15 protein-coding genes and 2 pseudogenes are annotated in these 19,803 nt (G+C 58.8%); 13 read left to right on the top strand and 4 right to left on the bottom strand.

The genetic code is table 11. The annotated features are described in order from the left end of the window. Positions 1-17 precede the first annotated feature (17 nt). Positions 18-1,457: an undecaprenyl-phosphate glucose phosphotransferase gene (locus tag FXV83_RS39280; protein ID WP_148745410.1), complete on the bottom strand. Its 1,440-nt coding sequence runs from the start codon at positions 1,455-1,457 to the stop codon at positions 18-20. Positions 1,458-1,759: 302 nt separating this feature from the next. Between FXV83_RS39280 and FXV83_RS39275 the strand changes: the two genes are divergently transcribed. The 6 genes and pseudogenes from FXV83_RS39275 to FXV83_RS44620 all read left to right on the top strand — a co-directional run bounded on the left by FXV83_RS39275 (position 1,760) and on the right by FXV83_RS44620 (position 8,344). Beyond that, entirely contained in the window at positions 1,760-2,758 is a 999-nt protein-coding gene (locus FXV83_RS39275) for an ABC transporter substrate-binding protein (protein ID WP_235940565.1), read from the top strand. A 747-nt stretch (positions 2,759-3,505) separates the two neighbouring features. After that, entirely contained in the window at positions 3,506-4,498 is a 993-nt protein-coding gene (locus FXV83_RS39265; protein ID WP_283811749.1) for a GDP-L-fucose synthase family protein, read from the top strand. Positions 4,499-4,541: 43 nt separating this feature from the next. Further along, positions 4,542-5,849: a WcaI family glycosyltransferase gene (locus FXV83_RS39260; RefSeq protein WP_148745408.1), complete on the top strand. Its 1,308-nt coding sequence runs from the start codon at positions 4,542-4,544 to the stop codon at positions 5,847-5,849. Between the two features lie 612 nt (positions 5,850-6,461). Then, positions 6,462-7,610: an acyltransferase family protein gene (locus FXV83_RS39255; protein ID WP_187436472.1), complete on the top strand. Its 1,149-nt coding sequence runs from the start codon at positions 6,462-6,464 to the stop codon at positions 7,608-7,610. Positions 7,611-7,887: 277 nt separating this feature from the next. Continuing rightward, a pseudogene (locus FXV83_RS45275) lies at positions 7,888-8,037 on the top strand (colanic acid biosynthesis glycosyltransferase WcaI); the annotation flags it as partial. Between the two features lie 43 nt (positions 8,038-8,080). After that, a complete protein-coding gene (locus tag FXV83_RS44620) occupies positions 8,081-8,344 on the top strand; it encodes a hypothetical protein (RefSeq protein ID WP_235940571.1) in 264 nt (87 codons plus the stop codon). A 305-nt stretch (positions 8,345-8,649) separates the two neighbouring features. Here the strand turns inward: FXV83_RS44620 and gmd are convergent, their stop codons facing one another. Beyond that, positions 8,650-9,741, bottom strand: a complete 1,092-nt coding sequence (gmd, locus tag FXV83_RS39245; protein ID WP_148745406.1) for a GDP-mannose 4,6-dehydratase — start codon at positions 9,739-9,741, stop codon at positions 8,650-8,652. A 219-nt stretch (positions 9,742-9,960) separates the two neighbouring features. Between gmd and FXV83_RS39240 the strand changes: the two are divergent. From FXV83_RS39240 to FXV83_RS39215, 4 genes and pseudogenes are all read left to right on the top strand, one after another. Further along, a pseudogene (locus FXV83_RS39240) lies at positions 9,961-10,284 on the top strand (sugar phosphate nucleotidyltransferase); the annotation flags it as partial. Positions 10,285-11,178: 894 nt separating this feature from the next. Next, the gene (locus FXV83_RS39230) at positions 11,179-11,796 is read left to right on the top strand and encodes a hypothetical protein (protein ID WP_148745404.1); all 618 of its coding nucleotides are present in this window, start codon (positions 11,179-11,181) and stop codon (positions 11,794-11,796) included. A gap of 371 nt (positions 11,797-12,167) precedes the next feature. Continuing rightward, positions 12,168-12,737 (top strand): ATP-binding cassette domain-containing protein, encoded by a 570-nt coding sequence (locus tag FXV83_RS39220; protein WP_235940564.1) that lies wholly within the window; start codon positions 12,168-12,170, stop codon positions 12,735-12,737. A 99-nt stretch (positions 12,738-12,836) separates the two neighbouring features. Continuing rightward, a complete protein-coding gene (locus tag FXV83_RS39215) occupies positions 12,837-14,081 on the top strand; it encodes an HlyD family type I secretion periplasmic adaptor subunit (protein ID WP_148745403.1) in 1,245 nt (414 codons plus the stop codon). Between the two features lie 1,509 nt (positions 14,082-15,590). Here the strand turns inward: FXV83_RS39215 and FXV83_RS39205 are convergent. Continuing rightward, entirely contained in the window at positions 15,591-15,896 is a 306-nt protein-coding gene (locus tag FXV83_RS39205; RefSeq protein ID WP_235940562.1) for a hypothetical protein, read from the bottom strand. A 498-nt stretch (positions 15,897-16,394) separates the two neighbouring features. Here FXV83_RS39205 and FXV83_RS39200 point away from each other — a divergent pair, with 498 nt between their 5' ends. Further along, entirely contained in the window at positions 16,395-16,820 is a 426-nt protein-coding gene (locus tag FXV83_RS39200) for a hypothetical protein (protein ID WP_235940561.1), read from the top strand. 54 nt (positions 16,821-16,874) lie between these two features. Then, positions 16,875-17,324, top strand: a complete 450-nt coding sequence (locus tag FXV83_RS39195; RefSeq protein ID WP_148745399.1) for a hypothetical protein — start codon at positions 16,875-16,877, stop codon at positions 17,322-17,324. Positions 17,325-17,346: 22 nt separating this feature from the next. Here the strand turns inward: FXV83_RS39195 and FXV83_RS39190 are convergent, their stop codons facing one another. Further along, positions 17,347-17,763 carry a hypothetical protein gene (locus FXV83_RS39190; RefSeq protein WP_235940560.1) on the bottom strand — a complete coding sequence of 139 codons (417 nt, stop codon included), beginning with the start codon at positions 17,761-17,763 and terminating at the stop codon, positions 17,347-17,349. A 196-nt stretch (positions 17,764-17,959) separates the two neighbouring features. On the opposite strand from FXV83_RS39190, the gene FXV83_RS39185 reads away from it, so the two are divergent. Beyond that, positions 17,960-19,803, top strand: a 1,844-nt coding sequence (locus tag FXV83_RS39185; RefSeq protein WP_235940559.1) for a DUF5801 repeats-in-toxin domain-containing protein, incomplete at its 3' end; no start/stop codon positions are given.

Below are 19,803 nucleotides of genomic sequence, written 5' to 3'. Positions count from 1 at the left end.
AAAAGACTGCGCGCTTGTCAGTAAGCTGTTGGCCGGGCGAAACTGACGATCACCGTTCCAAGAACGATCTTCACATCCAACCACAAGCTCCAATTATTGATGTACGACAGATCATACTCCACGCGCTTCTCCATCAGCTCGAGCGTGCGCGTTTCTCCGCGGTAACCATTAACCTGGGCCCAGCCGGTGATGCCGGGCTTCACATGGTGGCGGAAGGCGTAGTTGCCGATGATCTGCTCATATTCCGAGTCGTGGGCGACCGCGTGCGGGCGGGGGCCGACCAGCGACATGTCGCCCTTGAGCACATTGAAGAGCTGCGGCAGCTCGTCGATCGAGGTCTTGCGCAACCATTTGCCGATTGCCGTCACGCGCGGGTCGTTCTTTTGTGCCTGCCGAATCGTCGGGCCGTCCTCGAGCACGCGCATGGTGCGGAATTTGAAGATCTTGAAGGCGCGCCCATTAAAGCCGTTGCGGGTCTGACGGAAGAACACCGGCCCCTTCGAGGTCGCCTTGATCAAGATGGCGGTCACCAGCATCACGGGGGCGAACACGATCAGCGCGAGCGTGGTGCCGGCGAGGTCGAGCGTGCGCTTGAGCGCGCGTTCCTTCCACGACAGCGGCGCGCGCCGCAGTTCGGCGGTAAAGGTGTTGCCGGTGCTTTGCAGCGGATAGCGCAGGAAGCGCGCCGCGTGGGTATCGGGCACCAGATGCACCGGAACGGGCAGGATTTTTAGCGCGTCCAGAATGCTGTCGATCGCGTGCTGCCGGCTCCAGTTCATCAGCAGGAAGATGTGCTCGATCCGGTTCTCGCGCGCATAGGCGATCAGCTCGTCAAAGCGCGGCGCGATCGTCGATAGCAGCAGCGGGGAGGCGAGGTCGGTGGGGCGGATCTCCATGATCCGCATCAGCCGATAGCCGTGCTGGGCGAGGTCCATCATGGTGTTGGAGGCCGCCGGCAGCCCGAACTCGGCGATCAGGACCGCGCGGCTGTTGGCGAGCGCGCCGGTCGCAAGCGCCCTGGCGGTCCAGCGGCCGGCCGTGGCCTTCCAGGCCAGCAGCACGATAAGTCCGACCAGGTAGAACGAGATCGTGGTGCCGCGGGAAAACTCGTCGCTCACCTTCATCGTGAAGGCGATCGCCAACAGCGCCCCGAACAGCCCGGTCCATGTCATCACCGTGGTGCGGAAGCTGCGCGGCAGGTTGGTGATGTTCTTGAGGCGATAGCCGCGCTGCACCGTGGTCAGCAGCCCAAAATTGATCGCGACCAACAGGCTTGCTGCGGCATACGTGTCAATCTTGCCGAGCGCTGCGTGAGTGTAGAGGTGGTATATTACCGCGGAGCCGATGCCGCACATCAATATCAATAGTACGTCCACGACTATGGTCAGCCGTTCGATCAAAGTCGGACTCAGCCATCTCGGTCCCGAACGCGAGGGGACCGTGATCAGTTCGTCCATGCGGACCTCCGGCTTAGGAATCGAGCCGGAACGAACGGATGCAATTGTCATGGTCCTGAAATTCACGACCTGCGGAATGATTTACTCGTATTTGCAGCGTATTCGAACAAAGTGAGAGCTAAGACAATGATCAGATAAAAGTAACCCTAACCCGGGTGACTGTACCGCGGCGGATCTGATACCTCAACTGACACGTAAAGTGCATGCGCAGGATTTCCCAGGTGCCTAGATCAAGGTTGCGGCGAAGAGTGAGACGCGAATCCCGGCCGCTCTTGTTGTCCGTCCTTGTAGCCACAGTCGTCGTGGCAGCGGTAATTTTGGCGCTGAGGTTTGAGCCTCTGGCCGTTGGGAAGCACTTCGAGCCGGCCGCGCAAGTGAGTTTGCTGCTCGACGGCTCCTTCAGCGCTCGCTTCGCCGGAGAAATGGTCGCCACACGGCAAGGCTTCTTCGATTCCAATGTCACGCTGCGCGCCGAGCCCAACGATTCCGACTTTGTCGCAACAGTCGCACGTGAACATGCAATTGGCGTGACGAGCGGCCAGAACTTCCTCCTGGCAGCCTGGCGCGGGGTCCCGGTGACCGCTTTCGCGGCAAGCTTCCTGGATACGTCCACGGTAATTTTCACCTTGGAGAGCTCTGGGCTGCGTCGCCCTGCCGATCTGGTAGGAAAACGGGTTGGCTACAGGAAGGCCAGCGAAGGGGACGTGATTTTCGATGCGATGATGGCCCAGCTTGGTCTGCCACGTAGCCAGATTACCAAGGTGCCGGACCGCGACACCTTCGATGCACTGCGTGCCGGTGAGGTGGATGCGATCATCGCTGCAGTTGGCCAGGAGCCGAGGCCCTCTGAGCCGGGCGATGTCCGACTGAATGCGATCAAGCCCGAGCAATACGCGCTTCACGTTCCAGGAATGGTGTATTTTGCAAGATCTGATCTGGTTCATGATCGCCCCTCAGCCGTCGCGCAGGTGCTTGAAGGCATCATTAAAGGCTGGCAATTTGTCTACAGTGACTATGCACGCAGCGTGCCGGTTCTCGTTAGCTTTGACCCGGAAAGACTAAAGTCGGATCGCGTCAAGTTCGAGCTGCAGCAGCAACGAAGACTAATCTTGCCGACCGGCGGGCGGATCGCAGACTACGACGAAAGTCGCTGGAGAACCCTGCGCGATATTCTTATCTTTGCGAAACTAGGGGAGGAAACGGTGCCCCTCGCCCAGTCTGTCGACTATCAGTTCTTACGGGACGTCTACCGTCGGTCCCCCAATCTTGCCGCCCCGGGGACGTGGCCCGCGGACAGGTAGGTCGCAGAAGCCACAGTTGCTCGCTATATCGTTCTAAGCTTCGATTCCGTTAACCGCGCCGGTTGCCTTCCATGAGCTCGGTTGTTAGTCTACCCGCGCTATTTGAGGCTGATTTCAGGGGTAATTCCTGTTTCTTTCGCCGCTAAGTCGGGCATGCAGCGGACGAGTGGGAGATTCGGTCGGGGGTAAGGGAGCTTTACGAATGTTGAAGACGTTCGCGCGGGTTGGTCTTCTGGCGCTAGCTGCGACGCTCTATGCAGCGAGCAGCGCAGGCGCTGCGATGTATATGCCCGCAAGCGCGGCCCTGTTGACGGGCGCATCCCGGGCATTCCCGGTCACCTTTTGGGCTCAACCCTATCCATATCGCTATGTTCCCTCGCGTCGATGCCCGCTGGTGCGCGTCGAGACGCCGTATGGTTGGTACTGGGATCGCGTCTGCATTGCATCCGGAGCCCCCGTTCTCCGCCGCGCATACTGATCGGCGGCGCTGCATTCTTCGGCCTTGTTCGGTCCACGATGCAGCAGCTAGGTCGCCTCTATTTTGTGCTTATGCCCACTGCTTTTTGTGCACGCAGCCGTTGTTCATTATGAATATCTTTGCCGGGTGACAGGCGCTGTCCCATCGTGAAGATGATATTGGTAAGCGCGCACGCCGGCATCGAACAGTTCTGGTGAGTGGGACGGGATTTGTGAAATGCGCCGTGCGCTCTGTTCTTCCGTCATCGGGAGCTCAGTGGAGAGTGTAGCGTGGCGGGAATTAAAACCTACCATCTGTCGGGAAAGCGGGTGTTCGTGGCCGGCCATCGCGGCATGGCGGGCTCGGCCATCGTGCGGCGCCTCACCTCTGAGAATTGCACGATCCTTTTCGTCGATCGTCGTGAAGTGGATCTGACCAAGGAGGAGCCCACGCTGCGCTGGCTTGAGGTAAATCGGCCGGACGTCGTGGTGCACGCGGCTGCAAAGGTCGGCGGTATCGCCGCCAACAACAGTTATCCGGTCGATTTCTTATGCGATAATCTCGCGATCGAGCTCAATGTCATCCGTGCAAGCCACGCGGCCGGTGTGCAGCGGCTGCTCTTCCTGGGCTCGTCTTGCATCTACCCAAAGCATGCGAAGCAGCCGATCACAGAGGACGATTTGCTGACCGGGCCGCTTGAGCCAACGAACGAATGGTATGCGATTGCGAAGATCGCCGGACTAAAGATGTGTCAAGCGTATCGTCGCCAATACGGCGATGACTTCATTTCGGCGATGCCAACCAATCTCTATGGCCATGGTGACAATTACCACCCCGATCACAGCCATGTGCCGGCGGCGTTGATCCGGCGCTTTCATGAAGCAAAGCTGGCGCAAGCGCCGAGCGTGACAGTATGGGGTACCGGCACGCCGCTTCGGGAATTTCTAAACGTTGATGATCTTGCCGATGCCTGCATCTTCCTTCTAAAACACTATTCAAGTGATTTGCCGATCAATGTTGGCAGCGGTGATGAATTGTCGATTGCTGATTTTGCAGCCACGGTGGCTCAAGTAGTCGGCTATCAGGGCCAGCTGGTTTTCGATAGATCCAAGCCCGACGGCACGCCACGGAAACTTCTCGACAGCGCCCGCCTTCGCGCACTTGGTTGGCGTCCGAACGTCTCCCTGCGGGCTGGTCTCGCCGCCGCATACGAAGACTTTCTCCAGGGATGCGGCCGTCATTTGGAGGTCGTGCAGATACCTGACTTCGGTCGGCCCGTTTGATTGCAAGTTTTAAAACCGTGAACATTAAATTGGATGATGGTGGATGCGTATTCTATTTGTGGGCATCAATTATGCCCCCGATCTGATCGGAGTTGCGAAGTACAACACGGAGCTCTGCGAGAGCCTTGTTGCCGAAGGTCACGAGGTACGAGTAGTTACCGCGCCTCCGTACTATCCGGTTTGGAAGATCCCAACCGATTTCAAGACAGCGTATTTCAGGCGAAGGCTTATTGACGAGGTTCGCGTCACTCGCACGCCGATTTACGTGCCCGAGCATCCCTCAGGTGCCAAGCGACTGCTGCATCATGCTTCGTTCGCATTAACGAGCATCGTGCCGATATTGGCGGAGGCATCCTTTTGGCGGCCGGATATCGTGCTCTCAGTTGCGCCATCCCTGATGTCAGGTGCATTGGTCTCCACAATTGCCCGTCGAATCAAAGCAACCTCGTGGCTTCACGTACAGGATTTCGAAGTGGATGCCGCGTTCGAGCTCGGGCTACTCCGGAGCAGCTCACTACGCAAGATGATGCTGAAGGCCGAGGCAGCCATTCTCCGTTCCTTTGATCGTGTCTCCACCATATCGCCACAGATGATAGAGCGCCTGTGGGATAAGGGGCTCGCGCCGGAGCGAACGGCCGAAGTTAGGAATTGGATCGACACACAGGCGATCTTTCCCCGTTCAAAACAGACCAGATATCGTCAAGAGCTCGGTCTGAACCAGCGGGAAGTTGTTGCTCTTTATTCCGGCACGATGTCCAACAAACAGGGTCTCGATCTCGTGATCGAAGCCGCCGCGAGCCTGGAGGCGAGTCATCCGCACATTCATTTCGTCCTGGCGGGCGAAGGGCCTCACAAGCCTCGGCTGATCCAGATGGCGTCTGGGCGTCGGACAATCCACTTTCTTGGATTGCAGCCAAACGAGAGCTTCAATGAGCTGATGGCGACGGCTGATCTCCACCTGATCCCGCAAAAGTCTGAAGCCGCCGACTTGGTCCTGCCCTCGAAACTGGGCGCGATCTTCGCTTCGGGGCGTCCGGTCATCGCGATGGCTGGTGAACGCACCGGGCTCGCAGCTGAGGTGAAAGGCGCCGGTTTGGTCGTTGCCCCGGGAGACGTCCGCGCCCTTGCCGCCGCGATCTGTAAACTTAGCGAAGATCGGGCTCTATGTGAGAATCTGGGTGAAAAGGGTAGAGAGCGCTCAATTGAACGTTGGGATCGTCAAACCATTGTTCGTCGATGGGCTGGCGACATGGAGGCGACGCGTGTCTCAGTCTCGAATGGGGACGTCAAGCCATCGCCTGCGAAAGAAAAGACCGCTATTCCGGTCGAGGATGTGGTTTCCACACTCTGAGGAGCTAACGTCGCTCGAGCTCGCACCGACTTTGCTCTAAGCGGACTGACTGCTGTTAGGCCGAGCGAACGCTGGGCCGCGACCTCCCGAATCATCTCCACTGCGGCGCACATCACTCGTGACGCGGAAAGTATCGGAAACCGCCATTTCTTCGCAGGTAAGACGTAGATCTACAAATTGTTTTGCTGATTTTGGAATCGAACGTTGTACAATTCGGCTTGCCGTCTAGTCCGGAAGCTGCGCTTTGCGCCGAGCAAGAGGCGCACGATCCGATCGCGGTGATCACTGACCAGGCCGAGCAGCTTTGTGGCCCTGGTACCGCGCGATCCTCGACGGACGGGCGGCGAGCCGTCGTGGAGCGCTCGTACCGCTCTGCGTGTTGCTCGCAGGCTGACTGCCTTGGAGGGAGTTGATAGGGGCATCAAATTAGCCTTAACGGCAGCCGCGCCTTGTCAGCCGCACGGGCAGATGGCTCATATGGACCCGCCTGAACGCCTTCATCATACACTTTAGCGTTTTCGCGATATGTTTCGCTACGGCGTTCGAGCCTACATCTCGTTTCGAAGACGCACCTCTTTTTTTAAGATAGCACATAAAGAATTTGAGCGGGAAATGAGGCAATTTTACTCGGTCCAATATTTGCGCGCGATCGCGGCCCTGTCGGTCGTGTATCATCACGCGGCCAGCAAAGCCGGACTACCGACCTTCGCAAGCGCGGCCGGCGTAGACGTGTTCTTTGTCATTTCCGGCTTCATCATGTGGACCGTGACGGAGAATCGGGAGCAGACGCCTGGACAATTTCTTTGGCATAGGGTCGCGCGGATCGTTCCCACCTACTGGTTGTATACGTTTCTGTTGCTCGCAATGGTTTCGGCGGGGCTCACGCAACAAACGGGCATCACCTTTGGGCATATGCTGGGATCGCTCTTTTTCATTCCATGTCACAGTCCGGATGGCCAGCCGTACCCCGTTCTTTATCAGGGTTGGACGTTGAACTATGAGATGTTTTTCTACCTGCTCTTTTCGGTTGCGCTCCTCGCGGGAAAGACTATCCGTCTCATCGCAATCCTGACAACCCTTTCGCTCCTCACGCTGATCGGCACTCTCATCAGCAGCGAGAACGTCATAGTTCGGACCTACACCAATCCAATTCTCGTTGAGTTTGGATTTGGCCTGCTTCTTGGCTACTCGACCAAGCGGGTTGATATAGGTCGCACGCTCTCCAGAAGCCTCGTTGCAACAGGAATTCTCGGTTTTGCACTGGTGTCTGTCGCGACGATTGATCAACCGCGGCTCTTATCATGGGGCGTTCCAGCGGCCCTACTTGTCTTCGGCGGCGTGTTTTATGAGACCTCAGGCAACGTCGTACAGCTGCGGATACCTCGAATCCTCGGCGATGCCTCCTACTCGATTTATCTTGCTCATACATTCGTCGTATCGGCTCTATTCCGCGTCGTGGGGCAAAACCGCTATGGGTTCGTTATCGCTGCTGTCGTCGCCTCCGCCATCGTCGGCGTGATCTCCTATTGGTTGATCGAGAAACTACTACTCAAACTCGCTCGCCGAAAAATTGTGTTCCCGTTTGTGACCAAGGCACAGGCTAGGACGAATCTTATCGCAGTTAGCTCGCCAGAAGGCATCGCTCTGCAGATGGCTTTTGTGCGGTCGCCCCCTCAATCAGAACGCGGTCTTGGTAGTCGTGGCGGCCCAATGGGGAGAGGCTCTCGGCCCAGCAATGGCAACCAGCCGTTCGGCCAGTAATGCGTCTGCTGCGATGGGTCCCTTACGCACCGAAATAATCCTCTATAAACGCATTGTCCGTAAGGCGAGAACAATTATTGATCGCTGCGCGGATTAAGCCGAAGATGAAGTGGGCTGGGGCAGTACCGAGGAGGGCGGCTGATGCCGAGAACTCTCCAGGAACAACTGGATCAGGTTGAGCGCGACATCAAGCTGTACATAGAGTTTGATAGGCGTCGGTAAAGCGGATGAGGTCAGAAACTGGATCGATACTCGCGCGATCCGCCCTACTTCGCGGATGACGAGATATCGCGAGCAGTTGAAGCTTGCTGAAAGCGATATCGTTGCGCTCTACTCCGAAACGATGTCGAACAAACAAGGCCTTGAACTCGTGATCGAGGCAGCGGTCGGACTGGAGCAAAGTTATCCACATATTCACTTCATCCTCGCCGGCGAGGGACCAGATAAGATGAGGCTCGAGCATATGGCCGTTGGACATTCCAATATCCATTTTTTCGGACTTTCAGCCCAACGAGAGCTTCAACGAGTTGATGGCAACTGCCGATTTTCACCTGATTCCGCAGAAGGCCGAGGCGGCCGATCTGGTCTTGCCTTCCAAGCTTGGTGCAATCTTTGCGTCGGCTCGGCCACTCATCGCGATGGCCGAAGAGGATACGGGGCTCGCGGCGGAAGTAACGGGTGCGGGCCTTGTGATTCCACCTGAAGATTCGTCCGCTCTTCAAGTCGCGATTTAGCAGCTTAATGAGGGACCCGCCCTCCGCCGGCATTACGGCGAGGAAGGAAGTGGGATCGACAGACAATTGTTCGTCGTTGGTCGGAAGTCATAGCGGGCGAGCGCAAGTCGACGGGGCAGAAAGGTATCGGAGCTACAAGCGCTAACGACAACATTGGACTTCCAGTGGAGGATGCGGTTCGCTTGCCCTGAGGCATCTGACCTCAACTGCGGCGCGGTTAGGTCGGCTGGCAAAACAAAAGCAGCCAGAAGTGAGTGCGCCAGATGGGCGCTTACTTCAATTCCGTTCAACGATCTACTCCGACGCTACTCGTGACGCGGAAAGTACCGGAATCCGTGCTGCTTGATTAGCTCGTCTCGCTTTGCCGATTCGAGGTCTTCCTTCATCATTTCCTGAACCAGCGTCTCGAAGGACGTCGTTGGCTCCCATCCGAGTCTCTGCTTCGCTTTCGCGGGGTCTCCCAAGAGAGTCGCGACCTCGGTGGGCCGAAAATAACGCGGGTCTACCGAGACGATACATTTGCCGGTAGAGGCGTCATAGCCCTTTTCATCGACGCCAGCGCCTTCCCAGCGGATCCTTATCCCAACTTCGCTCGCTGCAATATTTACGAAGTCTCTCACGGAATGCTGCACGCCCGTGGCGATGACGAAATCCTCCGGCTTCTCCTGTTGCAGCATCAACCACTGCATCTCGACGTAGTCGCGGGCATGGCCCCAGTCGCGCAGCGCGTCGAGATTGCCCAAATACAGGCGCTCCTGCAGACCCAAATGGATTCGCGCGAGTGCTCGCGTGATCTTTCGGGTAACGAAGGTCTCACCGCGAACGGGAGACTCGTGATTGAACAGAATGCCGTTGCAGGCATACATCCCGTAGGCTTCGCGATAGTTCACCGTGATCCAATAGGCGTAGAGCTTAGCGACCGCATAAGGGGAGCGCGGGTAAAAGGGAGTCGTCTCGTTCTGCGGAATTTCCTGAACCAAGCCATATAATTCGGAAGTCGACGCCTGATAGAAGCGCGCCGTCTTCTCGAGCCCCACGATGCGCATGGCTTCGAGAATCCGCAGCGTCCCCAGCCCATCGGAATTTGCAGTGTATTCGGGTTCCTCAAACGACACGGCCACATGGCTCTGCGCAGCCAGATTGTAAATTTCGTCGGGCTGTACCTGAGCAACGATGCGAATGAGACTGGAGGAGTCCGTCAGATCTCCGTAGTGCAGGCGAAATGGCGGATTGGGCTCGTGCGGATCGAGGTAAAGGTGGTCGATGCGGTCGGTGTTGAACAGCGAGGTCCGCCGCTTAATGCCGTGGACTTCGTAGCCCTTTTCCAGGAGCAGTTCAGCCAGGTAAGCTCCGTCCTGACCTGTGACGCCGGTAATTAGTGCGCGCTTCTTTGCCATATCAATCCTAGGAGGTCGAGGCCTCTACGTAATCGAAAATAGAGCTTTAGGGAGACGAAAAGATCGGAAAAATCAAGCTAAGATTAACAGCGTCAGTCGCTCAAACAAGAGCCGCTTCCCGTCGATAACTTTACCCGAAGTGGATGTTACTCTCTCTGAGAGCTTGCGACGAGAAGCCGCTAGAATGACGGCTTAGAATTGACATGTGGAGTATTGTATTTGGCTCGGCGGATTATCCCCCTGATCATGTGCGGCGGTGCCGGCACGCGTCTGTGGCCGGCCTCGCGCGAGGTGCGGCCCAAGCAGTTCCTGCCGCTGTTCGGCGCGCGCTCGACCTTCCAGGACACGCTGCTGCGGGTTTCGGACGCGTCGCTGTTCGATCGGCCGATCGTCATCACCAACGCGTCCTACCGTTTCATGGTGCTGGAGCAGCTCGCCGAGATCGGCATCGAGGCCGACGTGATCCTCGAACCGATGCGGCGCGATTCCGGGCCGGCGATCGCCGCGGGTGCGGTGTTCGCGCAGATCCGCCGGGATTCTGCTCGCCATAGGCTGCCTTCGTCGCAAAGCCGACCGCCGGCTACGGCGCTATTGGCGGCGCGCGCCCGGTCGGCTTTGCTCTACCGAGTACACCAGATCTGCGCGAGATTAAGCGTTAGTGAGGCGGCCATTCAATGATACGCCCTGCAATGACTGCGGCCGGATTTGCAATTGGCCGCGGTTATCGCATCCGTTTGGAACCCGTAGAGTTCCGGATTTCCAATTTTGGAAAGGGGTGTTCTACTGACGGAACACTTAAGTGTTTTCACTGCTCATTGCATCTGCGGAAGTTGCTCCTCCTAGATTATAGAAACGAATGCGCAAGGTAGTTATTTCAATAGGGCCCATACTGGCGGCCGTTCTCACCGTCGTGGCGCTCTGGCCAACACCACATTCGGATGTGGAGCGGCTCGGGGATGGTGTCTACGAAACCATCTGGTTCTGGCGTATCCCGGCCTACGCCCATAATCGAGCCTGGCGCGTGCGCTGGACGTGGAGCGATCCACTTCGCGCACAGGCGAGGTGCTGTCGGGCAACACCGCAGTCAATGATAGATCCGGATGAAATGCGAATTCCGGCCTCCGCTCCCTCCATCGCAAAGCTGGCTGGGTAGTCTACAGCCGAGAGTCGGATGCGATTTGCGCGCAGGCATCGTTTCATGCCTTAACTGAGCGGCGCTTTCGCTGCTTCCCACCTGAGACGACTACGCCGTGCGCGGCAATGCCAACGGGTTAGCGCTTGCTGCTGTCGGAGAGCAAGTATTTCTTCGAACTCATCTCAAATTTATCGTTACATTTTATTACGTATTTAGAGCTTAACTAGGAACCTAACCTTTGATTTACATCTGAAATCGATAGTTTACCTTCTCCTTGAAGTAGCAATTCAAGGACGCCTACAATGCGCCGCACATGGCTCAACCCGTGTCTCGTCTCTGTGCTGGCAGTATGGGCGTGCGGCGCAACCCCGGATGCGAGCAAGGCTGATAACGGCAGATCGGCATCGGTTGTTCCTGGTGGCAAGATCGAATGCTCGCCCAACCGGAAAGCTGGCGAACCGTTCGATCCCCCTTCAACCTCAGCAATACCCCAAACTGAGGCATTCGTTGCTCGAGAGCACTTTAGAGAGGACATCACGCCAGCGGCCCAGGTCAAGATTTCCTGGCTTGGCGCGACCTTCGTGCGCCGGTTCGCAGTCAAGATTGAGACCGCGCGCGATACATCCTTGCAATCGTACACATTGAGGACGCCCTCAAGCGCCACGGAGATCACCGGAGATTTAGGTATTCGCGATGAGACCAGGCTCGCGGATGTTTGGTGCCTTTTGAGGCTGCAGGGCAAAGGAGAAAGCGGTGCGCTGGAAATCAACTCTTCTCCCAACATATTCTTCGTCCGTGATGCTATGGGCGAGCTTGGTGTAGTTGACGCGCTATGGGGAGGGGCTGGCTGGGAAATTGGAGCCAGTCCAATCGGAAGCCAGCAAACTTGGCCTCGTGGCACTCGCGTGTTCTCTCCTTGATGAGCTGTTCTCTCATCCACAATCGGCGAATGTCCGAGAGTTGCGTCGTTATTCTGCGACGCACTTCGATGCTCTCCTCGCGCGGAGCAGGGTGTCCGACGGCAGCTCGCGTCGCGGTAGTCGCGCGCGAAGTGGCCGAGATTGCCGAAGCCGCACTTGGCGCAGACCTTCGTGACCGTCGTCCTCGGCCCGGCTTCGGCCAGCGTATCGTAAGCGTGCACCTGGCGGATGCGCTTGAGATAGGCAGCCGCCGTAATTCCCCGTGACTTCCATCTTGCGCCCGGCGATGCTTGCGGTGATCGGGCCGTCCGCGGCCGGCAAATCGACATTGGCTCGCCCTCATCGTGGGCATCCACGGGCCGGATTCCGGCGTGGTCCGGCTCGACGGCGCCGACGTGCACAGCTGGACGCGCGAGCATTTCGGCCGCTGCGTCGGTTACCTGCCGCAGGACGTCGAGCTGTTTCCGGGCACCGTGCGGGAAAATATTTCGCGTATGGATGAAGATGCTGATCCCGCTGCCGTTGTTGCCGCCGCGCAGATGGCCGGCGTGCATGACATGATTTTGCGCCTGCCCAAAGGCTATGACACCGAGATCGGCGAACAGGGGGCCGTGCTGTCCGGCGGCCAGCGCCAGCGCGTTGGCCTCGCGCGCGCGCTGTTCGGCACGCCGTCGCTGCTCGTGCTCGACGAGCCGAATGCGAGCCTGGATGCGCCGGGCGAACAGGCGCTCAACGAGGCCATCAGGTCGATGAAGGAGGCTGGCACGACCGTGGTGGTCATCGCCCATCGTCCCTCGTTGATGGCGCACGTCGACAAGGTTCTGGTGTTGAACGAGGGCCAGGTGGAATTGTTCGGAGAACGCAGCGCCGTGCTCGGGCAGATCCAGCGCCGGGCCGTGCAGCCGGCGGACACCAAGCATGTCCGGGCGGTGAAGGCATGAGCTTGATCACAACCATCGAGCCGATCGCCCCGCGCGCCCTGTCGCACCGCCGATAACCCCGCAGCCGCCCATCAAGGACCTGGTGCGGACGGCGTTGCGATCTTCGCGGTGCTGCTTGGCGGCTTTGGCGGCTGGGCAGGTTTGGCACCTTTGTCCAGCGCTGCGGTCGCTCCGGGCACCGTGAAGGTCGACACCAACCGCAAGACGATCCAGCATCTTGAAGGCGGCATCATTCGCGAGATTCTGGTGCGTGACGGCGACCTTATCAAAAAGGGCCAGGTGCTAATACGGCTCGATAGCCTGGATGCAGACGCAGATCGCGATGCCAAGCGCGCCAAGGTCGACGCGCTCACCGCGCAGGAAGCGCGCCTGATCGCCGAGCGCGACGGCCGGAAGTCCGTCGGCTATCCGGACGATCTATCCTCCCGCCGCAGCGATGGCGCCATTCGCGAGATCCTGGAGGGTCAGGAGAGGATCTTCGCCGATCATCAGCGCGCGGTTCAGGATCAAATCAGCGTCTGGATGCAACGCAGCGAGCAGTATCGGGCGCAGATGGCATCGCTCGAGTCCCAGAACAAGACGATCGAGCAGCAGATTCCGTTGTTCGAGGAGCAGCTAAACGATCAGAAATACCTCTTGACCAAAGGCCTTTCGCTCAAGCCGAAACTGCTCGAGCTCGAGCGGCAATTGGTCGCCGCACGAGGCGATGTCGAGTCCAACAAGGGTAAGATCCAGTCCTTCCGCGAGCAGATTGGAGAGTCCGATGCACAGATCATGGGCGTGCGGAGTACGCAGGCCAAGGCCGTTTCGGAAGAGCTGAGGAAGGTGCAGGGCGACCGCAATGAAGCGGCGGAGGAATTGCGCAAGTTCATTGCGAAAGCTGGCCGGACCGAAGTGGTCGCACCGCAGGACGGCACCATCCTCAACCTGAAGTTCTTCACCAAAGGGGGCGTCGTGCCGCCGGGCGGGGCGATCCTTGATCTCGTCCCGTTGGAAGACAAGATGGTGCTCGAGGTGAAAGTTCAGCCGCTTGATATTGACGTGGTACGGCCGGACCTGCCTGCGACTGTCCGCTTCGTTGCCTACAAGCAGCGGATCACGCCGACCGTAGACGGGACGGTGAAGTGGGTGGCCGGCGATGCCACGACTGACGACAAGACCAACACGACCTACTATCTTGCGCGTGTCGAGGTGAGCGCCGCCGAGCTCAAGCGCGTCCCGCATGTGAAGCTTTATCCCGGCATGCCCGTCGATGTCTCCATCGTCACCGGCGAGCGGACGCTGCTTGATTACCTGATCCAGCCGCTGTCCGACAGCTTCGCCCATGCATTCCGCGAGCAGTAGCGAAGCAAGACAAATCGGCTTTGGCCGACGCAGCCGTCCTAGCGCCCAATTGGCCCTTCTGAAACCGTATCGATCCGTTCACCGCGTCATTCGATATTTCAGCTTGCCGAAGCGTCGTGAGCGAAAGTCGGATCAGTCGGATTGTGAACGGTATCAATAATGTCGGGGATCATCCGCTCGCTGAATCGCTCGGCATCTCGCCTTTTGCGAATTGTGCGATGAATTTTCCGAATGCATTGTCGGTGACCGCGGAGCCGGGGTTGTCTGTTGCGCAATTGGACTTGGCAGGCGCGGTTATAGATCGGCGTTGTACCGGGCGCTTGTAGTCGCTGGCAGGGATGTCGTCGGGTCATGCGGCGGAGGGCGGTTGTAGAAGTTTGTCCGCAAAAGCCACACGGCCCCGACCTCACTGTTCCCGCGCCGTGCTCCCTGTCACTACCGTCCGGAATTGAGAGCAAACGCACTTGCGCTATAGTGAGCTCTGAAACGCGCAACACGGGGGTCGAACGGGCTACCGCAGATGATCAAGGCAGGGACGATGGCGATCAGGGATTGCGGCGGTCAACTCGGCCGCTCTGTCGGACGACACAAACGAGATCGTGGTTCAGAGTACCGGCAAATACACCGGTGCCCTGGAATTAGGGTTCGCAAGTGAGTGCGTGAATGATCTGCTCGAGGCGCTCGTCCGCGCGGGAGGCGAGCTGCAGCCGGTGCGCGCAAATGCAGCCCAACCGACCAATTCGGTCGGAGCTGCTTCTTCGAAGCTCGCGGCCGTTCCGCAAGCGGAAGCAGCCAATGCGCCGGCCAATCCAGACCCGGTCAGCTCCAAATTCCAAAGAACTGCACGATCGCGGCCGACACGAGCGGCCGCGGCCTGATCCTGTTCATCTCACCCATCGTCTCGATCAGCAAGCTGGTTATGCATTCGCTCCGGATGCCGCCAAAGAGCTCGCAGGAGCGCTCGTGAAGAGCGCAGATGCGCTGCTTGCGCAAGGACAGGCGACCCGAACATGAACTGATGCGTTGCTTGGTTGGGCTCCGCGCCGGTCCTGTGTAAGCCGACAAGTGATCGGAAGAGACCAGGATCAATCCCCAACCCAGCCACAATAGTGGGCAGGCGAGGAGCGGGCTAACGGCCAGTCCTGGGACTTGATTGGGAACTCCCGCTTTGGCAGTGTTTACTCTGATAAAGAACCAAGCTCGAGGGCAACATGCCGAGATTTTTGGCTACAACCGCTCTGACCGTTTCGCTGGTGTTTGTTTCCAGCGCTGCCTATTGCGGATCATATCCATTCGGAGACGAGCCGTACCGGCTCGAGTGGAGCTACGACCCGCAAATCCCGTCAGGATGCTGGAAGTGGAATTGGCAACTATACCAGTGGCAGGACTATTGCCCTGTGTATGTGCATCCCAAGGCCTATATGTATCCGCGAACAGGGGTGGTTCTGCGGACCAAAGGTTAAGCCTTCTGCCTGCAAGCGCCGCGGCGGCGCGGCGTTCCAAGCGATCTCACGGGTGCTCGATCGTGCAGGCGATCTGGCTGTGCTTTCCGAAGTTTAGCAGCGCATTATCGTGGAAGCCGTCGAGCCAGATGCCGCGCCCGGCGTAGCGGTATCCGACGCCCATCGGCACCATGCGGACGTGCACTCCGCCATAGCGCCCGGTGTGCAGCGATGCGGCTACGACCTCGCCCGCCACGCTGACTGCGATCGGGCACAACGGATATTGCCGACCGTTCTCGCAAGCAAAGACGATTTCGGAGCAGCGGCCGATCGCGCCCGGCCCCGAGGCGACCAGGCCAAGGTCTGCTGCCATAGCCGAGCGAGGTGTTGCCATAAGGCATGCGCCGAGAAGAAGTGCCGCCGCAATGGACTTGCCTGGCCGATTGTGCATCGCCGCCCCCAAAAATGAGCAAAGAAATCGGATATCAAGAGAGCAAAAACCGGCACACAGGTCAAACCGTTGATCATCGATTTGGTGCTGATTTGGCCAAGTAACGTCGGCCGTTGCACTTCTGCATCAGGTCAACGCCTTGCACTCATCACGCTGGCTCTGGTCCAGCTTTCCGTATTCCGCCGGATGCCGGCGAAGATTGACCGCGCACAGGCTGGCGTGAGAAGCAGGTCAGGGCGTGAGGGCACGGTCGCGCCATCAAATTAACTCAGACGCAACGTAGTCGCCGTCAAATCTGCGGAGCTTGATTCGCCAGGCACCGCTCTGAACTGGGGACAGGTAGGGGCAATGATTTCGGGGGCGCGCTTGGGGAAGATATCTTGCCGGTATTTGGGTATCGTGATTGCACTCGCGATTTCCTTGAGCTCCGGCGCCAAGGCCGACGAGTTTGTCGGGCCAATTTTTCGCAAGGGCCTGTGGCACTTCGTGCGGACGCTTGATCTTGTCGCACACCGAAAGACAAAGCACCGCTTGGTCGAGCGCGAGCTGACCGCTTGCGTGGATCCGACCATTGCAATGAAGGCCACCTTTGCGTCGCCCTCAGTGGGCACTTGCGTCTCCGCAAAACCCGAGAAGAACGCCAATACCTACACGTTCTCAAACCGTTGCGATTACCTGGGGCCGGTGAGCACGGTGATCACCGTCCACAGCGAGGAGGCGTATACGGAGGTGAACGAGCTCAACAAGGGCGATGTGCCGAGGGTCGAGCAGGTGGTCGCCAAACGTCTGGGCGACTGCAACGACGCTGCCGCTGACGTCCATCGATCCGCAACCCTGTCACACTGATTTTCTCGCGTTGGCAGACCGCCGGGGAAGCTGCAGCCAGCCCGATCTCCGGCCATGTTCGCCGCGCACAAACTCGCCTGTTGCCTCCTCGCGCCTGCTGCTGAAGTATCCAGAGCATTTTCGGGTGAGTCTCGGATGAGAGTTAGTCTTCTTCTCGTCGGCCTCGTTGGCCTCCATTCGGCCGCGCTCGCACCGGTCCCCTGCGCGGTCGCCGGGGATGCGAGGGCCAGCGACGTGCGGATAGAGGCATTTCAGTCGTACAGACGCGGTGACAATTATGGCATTGCCGGCTTCACCCTCGTCAACGACGGGGAAAAGCCGATTAGTTCGATCGAGCTGGGCTGCTGGACCGGCGAGGATCGCGGGCGCCAAAGCAAGGTCGTTGCCTGGCCTGCCAAAGGCTTGGTGCCAGCTCATGGATCGGCGCAGTTTTCAAATGTGAATATCGGTCTAGTCGCGCTGGGTACCAGTCCGCAATGCGAGGTGACCGCGGTCGAGAATTAGTCGTGATCCGCGGTCTTCCTGATCAGATCTTCTGCTGGGCGCCCGGTCGCACCACGTTGACCGTGATCTTCTGAATCTCGGTCCGTCCGCCCGGATATTTCACTTCGATCATCAGGGTATCGCTGCCCACGAAATCGGGCGGGGATTTGTAGAACGCCACGTAGGCCGGGACCTCGAGGGCAAGGCAGGCCTTGTAATTGGTTGCCTTCACCCGTCCCGTCCTGACGACAATCTTGCCTGAGGCCGGTGGGCTGGCCAGGCGGATGGTCGGCAGTGGCCCGGACGTGCAATCCGGCCGGACGTTAATGTAGAGCCCGACTTGGGTGTCCCTGCTTGGCAGGGCTTTGACCGAGCGCTCCACAATTTGTGGTTCGGTCGTTGGGGCATTTTGGGCGCCGGCCTGGCCTGCAACGCCAAGGAGCGCGGCTGCAAAGGCCAACCTACAACCCCGCTTCATCCCCAACACCATTGATCCCGCTCAATCTGTTTCGCCTTTACCACAAAACGACGGAAAATACTGATTAACCAAATCATTTTCTTGACCCCCGATGGGGTAAACAATAGCTTAATTCGATCAATTTGAAGCAAACATGTTGAAATCTTAGTTCAACAGTCGTTATTTGGCGGAGAAATTTATGAACGAGCAGATTCGCTTGGCACAGGCCGCCGGCGCTGGACAGTCGAACGCAACTCCCGCTCGCATCTTTAAGCTCACGAAACCCTTCGCCGACCAGGCCGTGGTCGTCAACGTCGGCTACGACCAGAAAGTTCAGGTCGATTTCTCCGGGATTGCCAACGACAAGATCACGCTGGTCCACGTCGGCGAAAAGCTGATCATTCTTTTCGACAATCAATCGACCATCACGGTCGAGCCCTTCTTCGACTCCAGGCACGATCAACTGGGCAATCTAACGATCGAGGTGGCTCCCGGCCGCGATCTCACCGTTGCCGAGTTCGCCGGCGCGTTTCCGATCGCGACCGACAGTTCGGTTTTGCCCGCGGCGGGTGAAACGCTCGGCCTTAATAATGCGCAGGCGAGCGGGGCGGATTTCAATCCATACACGGTCGATCCGCTTTCCCCCGTGGGCACCAACACGTTGGCTGGTCAGGAAGAACTGCCGGGGCTTGAGACCAGCTTTCCGACCGGTACGGCCCTCCAGACGACGATTACGACTCCCGCGCCGACGATTTCCGTCGGCGGCGTGCCGGATCTGGTGGTGGACGAAAGCTTCCTGACCGCTGCAACCAATGGAATTTCCGGATCGGGGGACGGTCCGCTTGGAGTCACCGTCGCGAGCGGGCTCGTGCCCATCACGGTCGACGTTCCTGGCGGTAAGCAATCCCTTACGTTTGCGCTGTCGATCAGTGCGCCTGGCATCGATTCCGGGCTGATCGACTCCCAGACCGGCAATCACGTCTACCTGTTCGTAGAGAACGGGGTGGTTGTGGGCCGCGAGGGCGTGAACGCGGGCGCTGCAGCAGCTGGCCCGCAGGATTTTACACTTTCCGTTGATGCGAGCGGCAAGTTGACGCTGACCGACCTGCGCTCGGTGCACGAGGGCTCCGGCGAGGCAGGCGACGTCAGCGAGGGGACGCATCTGTCGGCTGGCCTGCTGTCCTTGACCGCCACCGTGACGGACAACAACAACCAGAGCGCCAGCGCCAGCGTTGACGTCGGTCCGCACCTGACATTACTCGACGATGGACCGAGCATTTTGGCCTCGGTCGAGCGCGAACTGCCCTTCCTGGGAGTCGACGAGAGCTTCTTGCCGAACGGCACGACGCCAAACCCGACCTTCACACATGATTCAGGCAATTTCAGCGGCGCGTTCTCTCATATCGGCGGCGCCGACGGCGCCACGATCAGCTATGCGCTCGCGGCATCCGGTGCCACTGATGCGACCGGGGTAGATTCCGGGCTTGTCGATTCGGGTACGGGCCACACCGTGTACATGTTCCTGCAGGGTGGCGAAATTGTTGGCCGCGAAGGCACCGATCCGACCAGTGCGGCGAGCGGCGCCGAGGTCTTTACCATCGAACTTAATTCGACCAGCGGCGAAGTCACGCTGACGCAGTTGCGTGCGGTCCACGAGGGCAGCGGCGAGAACCCGGACCTCAACGAAGGTATCAGCCTCGACAGCGTGTCGAACCTAGTGACTTTGGTTGCGACGATCACTGACGCGGATGGCGATACGGCCAGCGCGAGCATGGATTTGGGCAGGCAGATTGCGTTTCTGGACGACGGCCCGTCGATCACGGTGACGGCGAGTGTGGCGGCGGATGCGCTGGTGGTCGACGAGACCAACCTGGCGGGCGACGCGACGGCGAACTTTGCCGACAACTTCACGGTAAGCAGCAACTACGGTGCGGACGGCGCCGGCACGACCAGCTCGGCCTATGCGCTGACGATCAAGAGCGTCGGGGCTGACTCCGGCCTGATCGACGTTGCGACCGGGCAGCACATCTACCTGTACACGGA

Source organism: Bradyrhizobium hipponense, assembly GCF_008123965.1.
In the GTDB taxonomy this organism is placed as follows: domain Bacteria; phylum Pseudomonadota; class Alphaproteobacteria; order Rhizobiales; family Xanthobacteraceae; genus Bradyrhizobium; species Bradyrhizobium hipponense.
Note: the sequence above shows the minus strand (reverse complement) of the source record. Positions and strands in the feature narration are given on the sequence as shown.